Origin of the sequence: Limnohabitans sp. WS1 (genome assembly GCF_003063265.1) — a bacterium.
In the GTDB taxonomy this organism is placed as follows: Bacteria; Pseudomonadota; Gammaproteobacteria; order Burkholderiales; family Burkholderiaceae_C; genus Limnohabitans_A.
In genome coordinates, this window is sequence record NZ_NERU01000019.1 from 49,551 (window position 1) to 64,475 (window position 14,925).

At 60.8% G+C, this 14,925-nt stretch carries 14 protein-coding genes; 6 read left to right on the plus strand and 8 right to left on the minus strand.

Features of this window, described 5'->3' with window-relative positions; genetic code table 11:
- The first annotated feature begins 19 nt into the window (after positions 1–19).
- From dacB to B9Z48_RS18310, 3 genes are all read left to right on the plus strand, one after another.
- The gene (gene dacB / locus B9Z48_RS18300; protein ID WP_089962518.1) at positions 20–1,582 is read left to right on the plus strand and encodes a D-alanyl-D-alanine carboxypeptidase/D-alanyl-D-alanine-endopeptidase; all 1,563 of its coding nucleotides are present in this window, start codon (positions 20–22) and stop codon (positions 1,580–1,582) included.
- Positions 1,583–1,621: 39 nt separating this feature from the next.
- Positions 1,622–1,876, plus strand: a complete 255-nt coding sequence (locus B9Z48_RS18305; protein WP_089962521.1) for a SemiSWEET transporter — start codon at positions 1,622–1,624, stop codon at positions 1,874–1,876.
- Between the two features lie 114 nt (positions 1,877–1,990).
- The gene (locus B9Z48_RS18310; protein ID WP_089962525.1) at positions 1,991–3,262 is read left to right on the plus strand and encodes a lipase family protein; all 1,272 of its coding nucleotides are present in this window, start codon (positions 1,991–1,993) and stop codon (positions 3,260–3,262) included.
- Between the two features lie 67 nt (positions 3,263–3,329).
- On the opposite strand, the gene B9Z48_RS18315 is transcribed toward B9Z48_RS18310, so the two are convergent.
- The 3 genes from B9Z48_RS18315 to purE are packed head-to-tail and all read right to left on the minus strand — an operon-like array spanning position 3,330 to position 6,014.
- Positions 3,330–4,322: an L-threonylcarbamoyladenylate synthase gene (locus tag B9Z48_RS18315; RefSeq protein WP_089962529.1), complete on the minus strand. Its 993-nt coding sequence runs from the start codon at positions 4,320–4,322 to the stop codon at positions 3,330–3,332.
- Between the two features lies 1 nt (position 4,323).
- Positions 4,324–5,481 (minus strand): 5-(carboxyamino)imidazole ribonucleotide synthase, encoded by a 1,158-nt coding sequence (locus B9Z48_RS18320; protein ID WP_108380241.1) that lies wholly within the window; start codon positions 5,479–5,481, stop codon positions 4,324–4,326.
- 32 nt (positions 5,482–5,513) lie between these two features.
- Complete coding sequence (gene purE / locus B9Z48_RS18325; protein ID WP_089962533.1) at positions 5,514–6,014, minus strand: 5-(carboxyamino)imidazole ribonucleotide mutase; 501 nt, start codon at positions 6,012–6,014, stop codon at positions 5,514–5,516.
- A gap of 81 nt (positions 6,015–6,095) precedes the next feature.
- On the opposite strand from purE, the gene trxA reads away from it, so the two are divergent.
- Positions 6,096–7,049: a thioredoxin gene (trxA, locus tag B9Z48_RS18330; protein WP_108380222.1), complete on the plus strand. Its 954-nt coding sequence runs from the start codon at positions 6,096–6,098 to the stop codon at positions 7,047–7,049.
- Between the two features lie 501 nt (positions 7,050–7,550).
- On the opposite strand, the gene B9Z48_RS18335 is transcribed toward trxA, so the two are convergent.
- The 4 genes from B9Z48_RS18335 to B9Z48_RS18350 all read right to left on the minus strand — a co-directional run bounded on the left by B9Z48_RS18335 (position 7,551) and on the right by B9Z48_RS18350 (position 10,921).
- Positions 7,551–8,072: a DUF962 domain-containing protein gene (locus B9Z48_RS18335; protein ID WP_108380223.1), complete on the minus strand. Its 522-nt coding sequence runs from the start codon at positions 8,070–8,072 to the stop codon at positions 7,551–7,553.
- A gap of 68 nt (positions 8,073–8,140) precedes the next feature.
- Complete coding sequence (locus B9Z48_RS18340; RefSeq protein WP_089962546.1) at positions 8,141–9,049, minus strand: phosphoribosylaminoimidazolesuccinocarboxamide synthase; 909 nt, start codon at positions 9,047–9,049, stop codon at positions 8,141–8,143.
- A gap of 80 nt (positions 9,050–9,129) precedes the next feature.
- The gene (gene fba / locus B9Z48_RS18345) at positions 9,130–10,194 is read right to left on the minus strand and encodes a class II fructose-bisphosphate aldolase (RefSeq protein ID WP_108380224.1); all 1,065 of its coding nucleotides are present in this window, start codon (positions 10,192–10,194) and stop codon (positions 9,130–9,132) included.
- Positions 10,195–10,321: 127 nt separating this feature from the next.
- Positions 10,322–10,921 (minus strand): methyltransferase domain-containing protein, encoded by a 600-nt coding sequence (locus B9Z48_RS18350; protein ID WP_108380225.1) that lies wholly within the window; start codon positions 10,919–10,921, stop codon positions 10,322–10,324.
- 133 nt (positions 10,922–11,054) lie between these two features.
- On the opposite strand from B9Z48_RS18350, the gene B9Z48_RS18355 reads away from it, so the two are divergent.
- Positions 11,055–12,002, plus strand: a complete 948-nt coding sequence (locus B9Z48_RS18355) for a lipopolysaccharide assembly protein LapB (protein ID WP_108380226.1) — start codon at positions 11,055–11,057, stop codon at positions 12,000–12,002.
- A 60-nt stretch (positions 12,003–12,062) separates the two neighbouring features.
- Here the strand turns inward: B9Z48_RS18355 and pyk are convergent, their stop codons facing one another.
- Entirely contained in the window at positions 12,063–13,496 is a 1,434-nt protein-coding gene (gene pyk / locus B9Z48_RS18360; RefSeq protein ID WP_089962562.1) for a pyruvate kinase, read from the minus strand.
- A gap of 252 nt (positions 13,497–13,748) precedes the next feature.
- Between pyk and B9Z48_RS18365 the strand changes: the two genes are divergently transcribed.
- A complete protein-coding gene (locus B9Z48_RS18365) occupies positions 13,749–14,864 on the plus strand; it encodes a fatty acid desaturase (RefSeq protein ID WP_108380227.1) in 1,116 nt (371 codons plus the stop codon).
- The last annotated feature ends 61 nt before the right edge of the window (positions 14,865–14,925 follow it).

Sequence of the window (14,925 nt, forward strand, 5' to 3'; positions counted from 1 at the left end):
TCCCCGTTAGACTCGCCCGATGACCCGCTCCCGCGCCAAGCGCCCATTTTTGTTCACCCTGGCCCTGGCTGGCTGTGCAGCCTTGGCGCTGAGTACCGCCTTGTTCTGGCCTGCCCATGCGCAAACTACTGCCCAAGCCACGCTGCCCAAGGATGTCCTGCAAACACTGCAAAAGGCCCAAGTCCCCCCTTCGGCCCTGAGCGTGCTCATCGCCCCACTGCCCAATGGTGCCGCGTCCAGCAACGCCCAGCAACGGCACTTGTTGCACCACGCGCAAGCCAGCGTCAACCCGGCCTCGGTCATGAAGCTGTTCACCACCTATGCGGGTTTGAGCCTGCTGGGGCCTGATCACGTCTGGCGCAACCGGGTGTACACCGATGGCACCTTGCGCGATGGCGTGCTCCAGGGCAACCTGGTCGTGCGCGGCAGCGGAGACCCCAAACTGGTGGTCGAGCGTCTGCAAGAGCTGCTGGCGCAAGTTCGGGCGGCGGGCGTGCGCGAGGTGCGCGGGGACATCGTGCTGGACCGCAGCGTGTTTGACGTGCGCGAACGCAGTGAGCCCTTCGACGACGAACCGCTGCGGCCCTACAACGTGGGGCCAGATGGGCTGTTGCTCAATTTCAAGGCGGTGGTTTACAAGTTCACGCCCAACGCTGCCAGCGGTCAGGTGCAGGTGCGCTTTGAACCACCGCTGGCGGGTTTTTCTGCCCCGATGCAACTGCCACTCAGCCAAGCCCCGTGCAGCGACTGGCGTCGCCAGCTGCAGGCCGACTTCAGCCAGCCGCAGCAGGTGAAGTTTGCAGGCCGTTACCCGACCAGCTGCGGCGAACGCGAATGGCCCGTGGCCTACCCCGAACCCGAGGCCTATGCGCCGCGTGTCATGCAGGCCCTGTGGCAGGCAGCAGGCGGGCAGCTCACGGGACAGGTGCGCTACGGCACTCGCCCTGCATCGGCCAAGCTGCTGCTGGATGCGCCCTCCTTGCCCTTGTCCGAGATCATCAAAGACATCAATAAATTCTCAAACAACGTGATGGCGCAGCAGCTGTACCTGACGCTGTCGAGCGAGATGGGCTCGCCTGGGCGGTTTGAGGCCTCGCGCTTGCGCCTGTCGCAATGGTGGCGACAGGGCTTTGCCGGACACGATGAGCCGGTGCTGGACAACGGCTCCGGTCTGTCGCGCAGCGAGCGCAGCACGGCGCAGGCCCTGACCGCCTTGCTGCAGGCCGCAAATGCCAGCCCGCACGCCAGGCACTTTGTCGACTCGCTGGCCATTGCCGGGGTGGATGGCACCGCCGCCCGCCTGAAAGAGCGCAGCCCCCAATCGCCCGTGATCGGCAACGCCTGGCTCAAAACCGGCTCGTTGCGCGATGTGGCCTCGGTGGCCGGTTATGTGCAGGGCCAAAGCGGACAGCGCTACACCTTGGTGGCCGTGCTGCACCACCCCAACGCCCACCAGGCGCGGGCGGCACTCGACCAGCTGCTCGAATGGACCGTGCGCGACCAAGAGAAAAACACCACAAACACGACCAGCCGCCTCTCGCCTGCCGCCGCACGAGAACGCACGCCAGCGCCACGCCCTTGACCGCAAGCCCTTGTCCTTCCCCCCCACACACGACTGAACATGAACCTGATTGACTGGGTCGGCTCTTTGGCCGCCATCTTGACCACCGCCAGCTTTGTGCCACAGGCCTGGCACACCTTTCGAACCCGTGACGTGAGCGGCATCTCCTTGAGCATGTACAGCCTGTTCACCGTGGGCGTGGCACTGTGGCTGGTCTACGGCATCTTGCTCACCGCCTGGCCCATCATCATCGCCAACGTCATCACCACCAGCTTGGCGCTGATGATTTTGGTGATGAAGCTGCGCTATCGGTGACTCCTGACCCCTTCGATCGCTGGCAGATCGGTAAATACCCCATGGTTTGAAAGCCATCACTGCACTAAAGTGAAAAAAGAACGATTGTTCTTTTAAATCCAATGGAGACACCCCATGAAAACATTGAAGTTCGGCATCTCGATTTTGGGCGCGGCCTTGCTCGCCGCTTGCGGCGGCAGCGATTCGCCACATGGCGCACTGCTCGATAACCCGGTTTTGCTGGCCACACTGACCAAATCTCAATTCGACAGTGGTCCTCTGGTGAACTTGAGTGGCCCAGCCAAATGTGATGTCAAGGTGGTTTCTCTCAACTACGTGACACCCGGCGTCAAGGGCGAAAGTTCTAACGCCTCTGGCGTTTTGTTGCTGCCCACGGGTGCAGGTTGCACCGCCGCAGCGCCTTTGGTGGCCTATGCCAAGGGCACTGACGTGCAAAAGCCCCGCACACTGGCCAACCCGGCAGATGGCGAAACCTTCTTGCTGGCTGCCATGTACGCCAGTCAGGGCTATGCCGTGGTGGCGACCGACTACCTGGGATTTGCCAAATCCAACTACAGCTTCCACCCCTACCTGCACGCAGACTCCGAAGCAACCTCGGTCATTGACTCGATTCGCGCCGCTCGCAACGCCGTGGCATCACAAGGGGCCAGCCTCAATGGCAAAGTCATGCTGACCGGCTACTCACAAGGGGGTCACGCCTCCATGGCCGCACACCGTGCCATTGAGAAAAACCTGTCCACCGAGATCAACGTGGTGGCTGGAGCGCACTTGGCTGGACCGTACAACCTGTCGGGCTCCATGAAACTCACAGAGGCCATTGCGGGTTACCAGTTCTTTGTGCCTTATCTGGTGACGGCCTGGCAAAAGATTTACGGCAATCTGTACAGCGATGTCAAAACTGCCTTCAAGGCCCCCTACGCCGACTGGATTGAAGGCTTGCTGCCTAACTCCACGCTGAACTACACCACGCTGGTGACCAGCGAAAAGCTGCCGGGCATCAATGGAGAAACACCCAACCAAGCCCGCGATGCCCTGTTTCAATCAGCATTCAGCAGCGACATCTTGACCAATCCCAACAATGCCACCTTCCTGGCCGCCAAAAAGAACGACTTGCTGGACTGGACGCCCAAGTCACAACTCATGCTGTGCGGCGGCAGTGGCGACCCCACCGTGCCACCGGCCATACACCAAGACGTCATGAAGAAAGCCTTTGATGACAAAAACCTGAGCAATGTGACCTCGGTCGATGTCGATATGTTCATTGAAGCCAACTACAGTGCCATCAAATCGAACAACCCTGCCACTTATTACGGCAACTACCACGGCACTTACGAGCCACCGTTTTGCCATTACGAGGCCAAAAAGGTGTTTGACTTGGTGAAGTAAACACCCAAGCCCCACACAACAAGGCCCGCTCAGTGCGGGCCTTGTTATTTTGAAGAAGGCAAAAGCCTCAAGCCGCTGCCCGCTGCAATCGGTCACGCACGCCTTCCCACTCGGGTGTGTCGGGCGGCAGCTGCACCCATATTTGTGTCACCCCCCGTGCGTCCAGATCGCGCAAGACGCTGAACAGATCATGCGCGGCCTGTTCAGCGCTTGTGGGCTGTTCGCGCCAGACAACACCTGCGCCGGCGTCAGGGCGTTGAGCCGACCACACCCCCAGGTTGTTGGCATGCGGACCCAGGGCCAACAGCTTGGCGTCGATGTCTTGCGCCAACATCAAGCGCACTTTGGCACGCGGCGCGTAGTGCGATTCGAGCGTGCCCGAGGCGCGTGGGGCGGCTTGGCCCATCACCTCCTGTGGCGCGTCCTTGTCCAGCACCGTTCGGCCGCAAACCGCTTCAATCTGCACTCGGGTGATGTGCCCGGGGCGCAGCAGCACCGGCTCGCCGCGTGTGCAGTCGATGATGGTGGACTCAATGCCCACCGCGCACTCGCCACCGTCCAGAATCAGCAAGTCTTGGCCCAGTTCGGACTGCACATGCGCCGCAGTGGTTGGGCTCACGCGGCCAAAACGGTTGGCGCTGGGCGCTGACACGCCTTGCACACCCAAGACCGCACAGGCTTGCAACAGTTGCTGAGCAACCGGGTGCGACGGGCAGCGCAAACCAATCGAGTCTTGCCCACCCGCCGAGGCCGTGGCCACGCCGCTTTGACGCGGCAGGATCAAGGTCAAGGGGCCGGGCCAAAAAGTATCGATCAAGCGCTGCGCAAATTCGGGCACCTGTGCGGCAAAGAACGGCACCTGCGCGGCGCTGGCCACATGCACGATCAGCGGATGATCGGCCGGACGGCCTTTGGCCACAAAAATCTGGGCCACGGCCGCATCGTCGGTGGCATTGGCTGCCAAGCCGTACACCGTCTCAGTGGGCAGGCCCACCAATTGGCCGTCACGCAGGGCGCGTGCCGCCTGCGAAATGGCGTGTTCGTCTGCCGTCAAGATCATTTCAGAACGCTTCAATGCCGAGCAAGGCCGCCGCTTGCAAGGCCGTGGCGCGAACCGCCTCAGGCGTGGCACCGGTGATGTTCAGGTGCCCCATCTTGCGACCGGGCCTGGCCGACAACTTGCCGTACAGGTGCAAATGCGTGCCGGGCAGCGCCAGAACGGCGTCCCAAGCGGGTGCACCGTTTTCGGTCCACAAATCACCCAGCAGGTTGAGCATGATGGACGGGGAATGCTGGCGTGGCTGCGTGAGCGGCAAACCCGCCAGCGTGCGCACCTGCAGCTCAAACTGCGACTGGTCGCAAGCGTTCAGCGTGTAGTGACCGCTGTTGTGTGGGCGCGGTGCCATCTCGTTGACGACCAACTGGCCGCCTTCGAGGATGAAAAACTCCACACACAGCACGCCCACGTAATGCAGGCCTTCGGCAATGGCACGGGTGGCGGCCACGGCCTGCGCGGCCAAGTGGGTGGGCACAGCGCCTTCGTACACGCTGGTCAAGGCCAAAATGCCTTCGCGGTGCAGGTTCAGCTGGACCGGGAAATTCACCATCTGCCCATCGGCCCCACGCGCCACAATGACCGAGCATTCGGCTTGGAGGGGCAGCATTTTTTCAAGCACACAGGGCACGTTCTTGAGCTGATCCCAGGCGGCGCTCAATTCTTCACGGCTCTTGACGCGGATCTGGCCTTTGCCGTCGTAGCCCATGCGGGCGGTCTTGAGGATGCCAGGGAAGAGCTCATCGCTCAGAGCGGCCAATTGCTCTGGCTTGGCGATGACCGCGTGGGGCGCCACAGGCACGCCGCAGCCCACAAAATGGGCTTTTTCGGCCGCGCGGTCTTGCGCAATGGCCACGGCATCGGCACCCGGGGCCACCGGGCGGTGTGCGCCCAGCGTGACCAGCGCGGGCGCGGGCACGTTTTCAAATTCGGTGGTGATGGCGGCGCAGCGCTGCATCAGCTGGGCCAAGCCTTGCTCGTCCAAGTAATCGGTCTGGATGTGGTGGTGGCTCACCAGCCCGGCCGGACTGGCGGTGTCGGGGTCGAGCACGGCGGTGAAATACCCCATGGACTGCGCTGCGTGCACGAACATGCGGCCAAGCTGTCCGCCGCCCATCACGCCCAAGGTGGCGGGCTGGCCGTTGACGATTGCGCCAGGCAACATCACTTTGTGAAGCTTCTTGTTCAGGGGCTTGTTCATGCGGCACCTACCGGGGGCAAGGTCATGGCGCGGGCCATGGCGGTTTGTTCGGCGCGAAAAGCTTCGAGCTTTTGACGCAGAGCAGGGTCGTTGTTGGCCAACATGGCCACGGCAAACAGGGCGGCATTGGCCGCACCGGCTGCGCCAATGGCAAAGGTGGCCACCGGCACGCCCTTGGGCATTTGCACAATGCTGTGCAGCGAATCCACACCCGACAAGGCCTTGGTCTGCACCGGCACGCCCAGCACCGGCACCACCGTCTTGGCCGCGATCATGCCGGGCAAATGGGCTGCGCCGCCCGCGCCCGCGATGATGGCCTGCAAGCCGCGCTCGGCCGCTGTTTGTGCATAGGCAAACATATCGTCGGGCATTCTGTGGGCCGAAACCACGCGGGCATCGTGAGGGATGCCAAACTGTTGGAGAATCTGGACTGCGTGCTGCATGGTGTCCCAGTCGGAGCTGGAACCCATGACGACGCCGATGAGCGCTTGAGTCATTGGGTGCTTTTCGTGATCAATCTTGAATTTTAAGGTTTCACCCCGCGTGGGTTTGAAACACAACCCGGAACACTGCCCGCCATGATGGACGTCACGATACAAAATTTTGAAGCCGAGGTGATTGAAGCCTCCATGACCACGCCCGTGCTGGTGGACTTTTGGGCCCCATGGTGCGGCCCCTGCAAATCGCTGGGCCCCATCCTGGAGCGGGTCGAGACCGCCTATGAAGGCCGCTTCAAGCTGGTCAAGATCAATTCGGACGAAGAACAGCAACTGGCCCAAGCCTTTGGCATCAAAAGCATCCCGACTTGCGTGCTGCTGATGAACGGCCAGCCGGTCGATGGCTTCATGGGTGCCTTGCCCGAGGGACAGGTCAAGCAGTTCCTGGACAAACACCTGCCCGCCGAAGGCGAGCTGCAAGCCCAAGCCGCAGCGGAAGAAGCCCACCAGCACCTGGAGGCAGGCGATGCACTCAGCGCCCGCGCAGCCCTGGAGCAGGCCCTGGCCACCGACCCTGGCAACGACGATGCCCGCTTTGACTTGGTCAAACTGCTGATCGGACACGGTGAATTGGCCGAAGCCGCCGCCTTGCTGGCCCCGGCCATGGCCCGCATCCCGGTGCCCCTGCGCTTTGAGGCACAAACCCAGTGGCTCAATGCCCTGGAATTTGTGACCACCGACCCGCGTGGTCAGTGGGACTTGGACCAGTTTGACGCCTTGATCGCCCACAACAAACGTGATTTTGAAAGCCGCTTTGCCAAAAGCCGTCTCTTGATCGCCGTGGGCCAATGGGAAGCGGCCATGGACGAATTGCTCGAAATCATCATGCGCGACAAGAAGTGGGACAACGAAGCCCCCCGCAAAACCTTTGTCGCCCTGCTGGAGCTGATGACCCCGCCCAAGCCCAAAACGCAAGACGCCACCGGCAAATCCGCCGGCGGCATCGAGTTGATGGGCAAAGCCGCGCTGCAAGAAGACCCCCTGTTGGCCATGATCTCCAGCTACCGCCGCAAGCTGAGCATGGCGCTGAACTGAACGACATCGCCCCGGGGGCGAGGCTCCCACAAAATGCAGGCACCCCCCCTGTAGGAGCGACGCCCTCGTCGCGATAACCCTCGCAGACCACCCCCCATCGCCCCGAGGGCGGGGCTCCTACAAAAACACCATCGCCTCAGGGGCGAGGCTCCCACAAAATGCAGGCAATCCCCCTGTAGGAGCGACGCCCTCGTCGCGATAACCCTCGCAGACCACTACCCATCGCCCCGAGGGCGGGGCTCCTACAAAATGCAGGCAATCCCCCTGTATGAGCGACGCACTCGTCGCGATAACCCTCGCAGACCACCCCCCATCGCCCCGAGGGCGGGGCTCCCACAAAATGCAGGCAATCCCCCTGTAGGAACGACGCCCTCGTCGCGATAACCCTCGCAGACCACCCCCCATCGCCCCGAGGGCGGGGCTCCTACAAAAACACCGTCGCCCCGGGGCGGGGCTGCCACACACTGCACAACCGGTCGCTGCCCTCTCGCGGCCAAGCCGTCAGTGTGCAGGCCCCGCTTGGCGTTCGATGTCCATGCGCATGGACGCCAGCAGGCCGATGGCCATGAGCACCTCGCCCACCACAAACATGGGGCCGACCAGCAAACCCACGATGTCGTCGGCAAAGGCGGGTTTTTTGCCCTCGAAGTAATGCCCGACAAACTGGATGATCCAGCCGATCACAAACAAGCCCAAGCCCGCCTGCCAGGCCAGCAGCCCAGCGGCTGCGGCCCAGGGCACCAAGCCATGAGCGCAAGCGACCAGCAGGCCATTGACGAGGCTGGTGGCCACGCCCAGCAGCAAAGCACCCCGGGTCAGATACCACAGACTCGTCAGCCCCCACAGGCACCAAGCCGGTGTCAGCGCCCACTCGCCCCACGCCCAGGTCGGCTGGGTCAGCATCATGGCAATGGCCATGAAGATCAGGGGCACCCCCAGCAAATGGGTGGCAATGTTGCGCCGGTCGCGGTGGTAGTGGGCGTACTGCACCATCAGTGCTGAAGCGGATCGGAAAAAACTCATGCGGGTGTCTCCTTTTGTTTCAAGCCCCAAGGACCGACTCATCGCCAGGCGTCTTGTGACCTCCTGCTTCAGGCCATCAGCTTGGTCATGGCTTCTTCGTATTTGGCAGCCGTTTTCTCGATCACCTCTCGCGGCAAGCGAGGTGCAGGCGGGGTTTTGTCCCAGGGCTTGCCGTTGATCTGGGCGGTTTCCAGCCAGTCGCGCAAAAACTGTTTGTCGTAACTGGGCGGGTTAGCGCCTTCCACATAGCTGTCGGCAGGCCAGTAACGCGATGAATCGGGCGTCAACACCTCGTCCATCAACACCAGCGTGCCATCGGCATCCAGGCCAAACTCGAACTTGGTGTCGGCAATGATGATGCCCTTGGTGGCCGCGATGTCACGCGCCGCTTTGTAAAGCTGAATGCTGATGTCGCGGATGCGGGTGGCCAAGTCGACGCCGATCATGGCCACGGTTTGCTCGAAGGTGATGTTTTCGTCGTGCTCACCCACCGCCGCTTTGGCGGCAGGCGTGTAGATGGGCTCGGGCAGGCGGCTGGCGTTTTTCAGGCCCGCGGGCAGTTTCACGCCGCACACGGCTTGGTTGTCCTGGTATTCCTTCCAGCCGCTGCCGGCCAGATAACCGCGCACCACCGCCTCGACCGGGATGGGTTTGAGGCGCTTGACCAGCATGGAGCGACCGACAACCTGGGGCACCTCTTCTGCGCTCACCACGCTCTCAGGGGCGTCGCCCGTCAGGTGAATGGGGCAAATGTTCAGGCCTTTGGGGCCGAGTTGGTCGAACCAGAACAACGCCATTTGCGTCAGCAACACCCCTTTGCCAGGAATCGGCTCGCCCATGATCACGTCGAACGCGCTGATGCGGTCCGACGCCACCATCAAGATGCGGTCGTCACCCACCGCGTAGTTGTCGCGCACCTTGCCACGGGCCAGCAGGGGCAAGGAGGTCAGGGCTGAAGTGTGGAGGGCAGAGTTCATGGCTAAACAATCAAGCAACGGCAAAAAAGAAAAAGGCCCGTTGAACAGTCAACGGGCCATTCGCGTCAATTATCGCAGGCTCAGTTCACCACTTGCGCCAGCTCACCCAGGGCATAACGGGCGGCCACCACCTGCAGGTTGTCGCCTTTGATCTTGGGCGCTTGGCCTTCGCAGCCGAACTCCAGATAGCGCTGCTTGCAGATTTGCTTAGCCGCTTCGCGGGCAGGCTTGAGCCATTCGCGGGCGTCGAATTTGTCGGGGTTTTCCACCAAAAACTTGCGCACGGCGGCTGTCATGGCCAGGCGGATGTCGGTGTCGATGTTGATCTTGCGCACACCGAATTTGATGGCTTCCTGGATTTCCTCGACGGGAACGCCGTAGGTTTCTTTCATTTGGCCGCCGTACTGGTTGATCAGGGCCAGCAAGTCTTGCGGCACGCTGGACGAGCCATGCATGACCAAATGCGTGTTGGGAATGCGGGCGTGGATTTCCTTGACGCGGCTGATGGCCAGAATGTCGCCCGTGGGCTTGCGGCTGAACTTGTAGGCGCCGTGGCTGGTGCCGATGGCAATGGCCAGCGCGTCCAGACCGGTGGCTTTGACAAATTGCGCAGCTTCTTCGGGGTCGGTCAGCATTTGGCTGTGGTCCAGCTTGCCCACCGCACCAATACCGTCTTCTTCACCGGCTTCGCCCGTCTCCAGATTGCCCAGGCAACCGAGTTCGCCCTCAACCGACACGCCCATTTTGTGGGCCATGTCCACCACGCGGCGGGTCACGTCGACGTTGTAAGCGAAGTCTGCAGGGGTCTTGCCATCTTCGAGCAAGGAGCCGTCCATCATGACCGATGAGAAACCCAGGTTGATCGCGCCTTGGCAGATGGCGGGACTTTGGCCGTGGTCCTGGTGCATGACCAAGGGAATGTGCGGCCACTGCTCGGTGGCGGCCAAAATCAGGTGCTTGATGAAGGGCTCGCCTGCGTATTTGCGTGCACCAGCGCTGGCCTGCAAGATGACAGGAGCGCCGACTTCGTCGGCCGCCGTCATGACGGCCTGGACTTGCTCCAGGTTGTTGACGTTGAAAGCTGGAATGCCGTAGCCGTTGGCGGCGGCGTGGTCCAGCAGCTCGCGCATTGAAACGAGTGCCATGGTGGTGTGTCCCGGGGAAGTTGAAAATTCAGACAAGTTGGCCTGTACCCAACTTGTAACTTCCATAATTTTACGCCGCCCCACCATGAACCTGAGTGGCACAGGGCGCTTTCAAAGCGCCACCGCTTCAAACCCGAAAGTGTTCGCGTGCCAGGGTTTTGAGTTCTTCATCGGTCTTGGCGCTTTTACAGGCCACAGCCCAGATGTCAAAGGCACCCGGCCGGACCAGCGTAGCGACCCAAGGAAAACCACAGGCATTGAGGGTGCCGCGCAGCACTTTTTCGGTAAAGCCACAGCGGTGGGCCATGAAGAGATTGCCCGCCCCCATGTAGTTTCTGTGGCCGTACAGGATGTCGATGGGGGCAATGGGGCCGGCCGGTGAGTCATAAGCCGTCTCGGTGAGTTTGTCCTCGGCCACCAAGGCACACACCGACTTCAGGTCTGGGCAGGTGATGACACAAAACCCGTCATCGGCCAACACGCGCACAAATTCGGCCAGCGCCGTGGGCACCTCGTGTGGGTAAAGGTGTTCGATGTTGTGGCTCGAAAAAATGGCATCAACCGACTGGTCCTTGACTTGAGACATGTCGGTCATGGAACCCAGGATGTCGGGCTGCACCGTGGGATCGATGTCCAGGCGCAACTCTTGCCAGTGACCGTTGTTGAAGCCTGGGGTGGTGTGTTCCAGGCGGGCGTGGCCTGGGCCGACGTGCAAGAGTTTTTTCATGGTGAATGAGTGTGGTTAAAAGGTGAGATTGCAAGACTTTTAAATGAGAAATTAATGTACAAGAAAAAAACAATACGCGAACTCTGGTCATATTTGATTCAAAATTAGTGATACGGACAAATTCGGGTTATTCATGGACCACACACTCAACACAACGCCTCCCACATTGGGACTGGAAGAGGGTCAAGCCGCCTTCAAAATCGGTGACTGGGCTCGGTCACTGGCCTTGGCCGGACAATTTTTGGAACACCACAACGACTCGATCGCGAGCTGGATGTTGAAAGCTCGCAGCCTGGTGCAACTCGGTCAATGGGATGCGGCACACGAGGCATTTGCACAGGTCCTTCATGGGGCACCTGCTGACTACAACGCTTGGCTGGAAACTGGGCATTTGCACTTTGCGCAAGGCCAATTCGCGCAAGCCAGCACCGCCTACGAACGGGCGCTGGCCTTGTCCAACAAGCGCTTTGAGGCGCATTTGGCCTTGGCGCGAGTAGCGCTCGTCAATGGTCAGCAGGCCACGGCCGAGCGCCTCTATGCCAAGGCCATCCAGGCGGCCCAAGGTGTGGATGTGCCCACCCAGCGCCTAGTGCATTGGCGCATGGGCCAGTACCTGCTGGACGCAGGACACGCCCAAGAGGCGACCGTGAGTTTTTCAGATGCCTTGCTGTGGCTCAAGGATGTGAACAAACCCGCTGCCCGCAACCACGTGGCCGAAGTGCAAATGGATTGGGCCTGTGCCTTGATGCGTTTGGACCAACATGAACGCGCCCTGCAATTGTTCACATCGGCAGCGGCCATGGCGTCACGGGAAAACACCTTGACGCGTTTGGCTGTCTTGAACCAACAACACCACTTTGAGGAACAAGCGCTGGCTGTGGCGCGACGGTGCGTGCAATTGTTTCCACAAAGCGCCGGGGCACACTTGAATCTGGCGCATGTGTTGATGGAATGCGGGCAACTGGCTGCGGCTGAAGGGGTCTTGGCGCAAGCCGAAAGCCTGGGGACCATGCCCGGTGCCAAAGACCTGCGGGCCGCATTGGCCGACAAACTGGGCAATGCCCCAAAGCCTGCGCCTTGACAAGGCATTGACCCCTCGGAACCCCATGGGGATGCGAGGGGTCTTGACGCCCGGGCGCTGTCAGGCGACTTTGCAGATTTTCAGCATGTTGGTGCCCCCGGGTGAACCCATGGGCTCGCCACAAGTGATGGCATACACATCGCCCGTGCTGACAATGCCGCGATCTTTCAGATGCGCCTCGGCCTCGGCCAAAGCGGTGTCACGGTCTGCGCTGGTGTCCATCAGCAAAGGCCGCACGTTGCGGTACAACGCCATCTTGCGTTGCGAGGTCAACTTGGTGGTCAGTGCATAAATGGGAACATGCACCCGGTGACGGCTCATCCACAAGGCCGTGGAGCCCGATTCGGTCATGGCCACAATGGCTTTGGCCCCCAAGTGGTGGGCTGTGAACAAGGCGCCCATGGCGATCGACTGGTCAATCCGGCTGAACGACTGGCCTTTGAAGTCGGCATCGAGGGCCGGGTCCTCGGCACTTTCAGCGGCAGCGCAAATCTTGGCCATTTCTTCCACCGTCTCCAGCGGGTATTTTCCCGCAGCGGTTTCAGCGCTCAGCATCACGGCATCGGTGCCGTCGAGCACGGCATTGGCCACGTCCGAGACTTCGGCGCGGGTGGGCACCGGGTTGGTGATCATGCTCTCCATCATCTGGGTGGCGGTGATGACGACCTTGTCGTGAACTTTGGCCAACTTGATCATGCGTTTTTGCAAGGCCGGCACAGCGGCGTTGCCCACTTCTACGGCCAAGTCGCCACGGGCAACCATGATGCCGTCGCTGGCTTTGAGAATGGCTTCCAGGTGGGGAATGGCTTCGGCGCGTTCGATCTTGGCGATCAAACCCGGCTTGTGACCGTACTCGGCACCCGCCACATTGCACAGTTGGCGGGCCATTTCCATGTCGGTGGCGTTTTTGGGAAAGCTCACCGCTACGTAATCGGCGCGCAGACTCATGGCGGTTTTGATGTCGTCCATGTCCTTGGCCGTCAGGGCTGGAGCGGTCAGGCCACCGCCTTGCTTGTTGATGCCTTTGTTGTTGGACAACTCGCCGCCCAACTTGACGGTGGTGTGCACTTGCTCACCCTTGACGGCATTGACGGTGAGCACGATCAGCCCATCATTGAGCAACAGCACATCGCCGGCCTTGACGTCGCGGGGCAGCTCTTTGTAATCGAGTCCCACGCCCTGGATGTCGCCAAGCTCGGTGCGCGAGGCGTCCAACACAAAAGGCTCGCCCGGCTCCAGCATGACTTTGCCCTCGGCAAACTTGCCGACACGAATTTTGGGGCCCTGCAAATCGGCCATGATGGCCACTTCTCGGCCAGCGCGTTGCGAGGCCTCACGCACGAGGCGGGCGCGGTCCACATGGTCTTGCGCCTTGCCGTGGCTGAAATTGAGCCGGACCACGTTCACGCCAGCGCGGATCATGGCCTCAAGCAGTGCGGGATCGCTGGATGCAGGGCCTAAGGTGGCAACAATCTTGGTGGCGCGACGAGGCATTGAAAATCTCCGTGTTATTCAGTTTCAATTCTCACACGGAATCGGTTACAAATCGGGTTCTTTCGGTGCAACTCAAGGGGCCGGGAGTGCCAGCCTGCAGCACAGGCTGTGGGCTTTTGAAAGCATGTTGACATGTTGATCCTGCAAGATAGCGCCTGTTCCCCTTGGCAAACCCCCTGAATTGATTTTTGTCAGCCCAAAGAAATGCCGGGCCGACTAAACTCCCATATGAGCGATTTACACACAAGCGTCATGACAGCCTTACACACCCCTCACGCCGAACAGCCCATTGCCTTGGACCAACCCCTGCCGCACCGCAAAACTTTGCGCGAGTGGCTGATTCCTTTGTCAGGACGCAGCACTGTGCGTGCCTTTGTTCTGCTGGTGCTGGATTACGCTTTGTTTTTCGCCTTGATCACCGGCACCATCGCGCTGGATTCGGTCTGGCTCAAAGTGCTGTGTGCACTGGCAGCCGGTTTTGTGATCGGTCGTCTGTTCATCATTGGCCATGACGCTTGCCATCAGAGCCTGACGCCCCGGCGCGAACTCAACAAAGTGTTGGGCCGCATCGCCTTTTTGCCATCACTGACCCCCTACAGCCTGTGGGACACCGGTCACAACGTGGTGCACCACGGCTACACCAACCTCAAGGGCGTCGACTTTGTTTGGACCCCGCTGACCGCTGCCGAGTTTGAAGCCCTGAGCCCCATGCAAAAGCTGCTCGAGCGTGCTTACCGCAGCGGCTGGGCACCGGGCTTGTATTACATGATCGAAATCTGGTGGAAACGCGAGTTCTTCCCCAACAAAACCCACATGCCTACACGCCGTCCGATTTTCTTCAAGGACAGCCTCTTGGTCAGCCTGTTTGGTGCCGCCTGGATCGGCACCATCGCTGCCGCTGCCGTGCTCACCAACCAATCGATTGGACTGTCCTTGCTGCTGGGTTTTGTGGTGCCCTTCTTCTTTTGGAACACCATGATCGGCTTTGTGGTCTATGTGCACCACACCCACGTCAAAGTGTCTTGGCATGACAACAAAGCCGCTTGGACCAAAGCGGCACCCTTTGTGTCGACCACGGTGCACCTGACCTTCCCCTTCAATATCGGCGCGATGATGCACCACATCATGGAGCACACGGCCCACCATGTGGACATGAGCATCCCGCTGTACCGCCTGAAGCAAGCGCAAACCAAGCTCGAAGAAATGCTGCCCGGGCGCATCATCGTGCAAGCCTTCTCTTGGAAGTGGTATTTCGAGACCGCCAAAAACTGCAAGATGTACGACTTCTCACGCGAATGCTGGACCGACTTCAAGGGCAATATGACCAGCCCGGTGCGGGGCAACTTGCCGCCTGCGGCGAAAGCCTGATCGGGCCTTCGTCACCTGTTGAGGGCGCACCCCGCCACAGGGATTTCTTGTCGACGGCGTG

Bases quoted from the DNA above. Each gene is read 5' to 3' on its own strand.
- B9Z48_RS18355 (WP_108380226.1), top strand. From the start codon at position 11,055: ATGGACCACACACTCAACACAACGCCTCCCACATTGGGACTGGAAGAG.
- B9Z48_RS18335 (WP_108380223.1), bottom strand. From the start codon at position 8,072: ATGAGTTTTTTCCGATCCGCTTCAGCACTGATGGTGCAGTACGCCCAC.
- dacB (WP_089962518.1), top strand. From the start codon at position 20: ATGACCCGCTCCCGCGCCAAGCGCCCATTTTTGTTCACCCTGGCCCTG.
- pyk (WP_089962562.1), bottom strand. From the start codon at position 13,496: ATGCCTCGTCGCGCCACCAAGATTGTTGCCACCTTAGGCCCTGCATCC.
- fba (WP_108380224.1), bottom strand. From the start codon at position 10,194: ATGGCACTCGTTTCAATGCGCGAGCTGCTGGACCACGCCGCCGCCAAC.
- trxA (WP_108380222.1), top strand. From the start codon at position 6,096: ATGATGGACGTCACGATACAAAATTTTGAAGCCGAGGTGATTGAAGCC.
- B9Z48_RS18305 (WP_089962521.1), top strand. From the start codon at position 1,622: ATGAACCTGATTGACTGGGTCGGCTCTTTGGCCGCCATCTTGACCACC.
- B9Z48_RS18365 (WP_108380227.1), top strand. From the start codon at position 13,749: ATGACAGCCTTACACACCCCTCACGCCGAACAGCCCATTGCCTTGGAC.
- purE (WP_089962533.1), bottom strand. From the start codon at position 6,014: ATGACTCAAGCGCTCATCGGCGTCGTCATGGGTTCCAGCTCCGACTGG.
- B9Z48_RS18320 (WP_108380241.1), bottom strand. From the start codon at position 5,481: ATGTTGCCTGGCGCAATCGTCAACGGCCAGCCCGCCACCTTGGGCGTG.
- B9Z48_RS18310 (WP_089962525.1), top strand. From the start codon at position 1,991: ATGAAAACATTGAAGTTCGGCATCTCGATTTTGGGCGCGGCCTTGCTC.
- B9Z48_RS18315 (WP_089962529.1), bottom strand. From the start codon at position 4,322: ATGATCTTGACGGCAGACGAACACGCCATTTCGCAGGCGGCACGCGCC.
- B9Z48_RS18340 (WP_089962546.1), bottom strand. From the start codon at position 9,049: ATGAACTCTGCCCTCCACACTTCAGCCCTGACCTCCTTGCCCCTGCTG.
- B9Z48_RS18350 (WP_108380225.1), bottom strand. From the start codon at position 10,921: ATGAAAAAACTCTTGCACGTCGGCCCAGGCCACGCCCGCCTGGAACAC.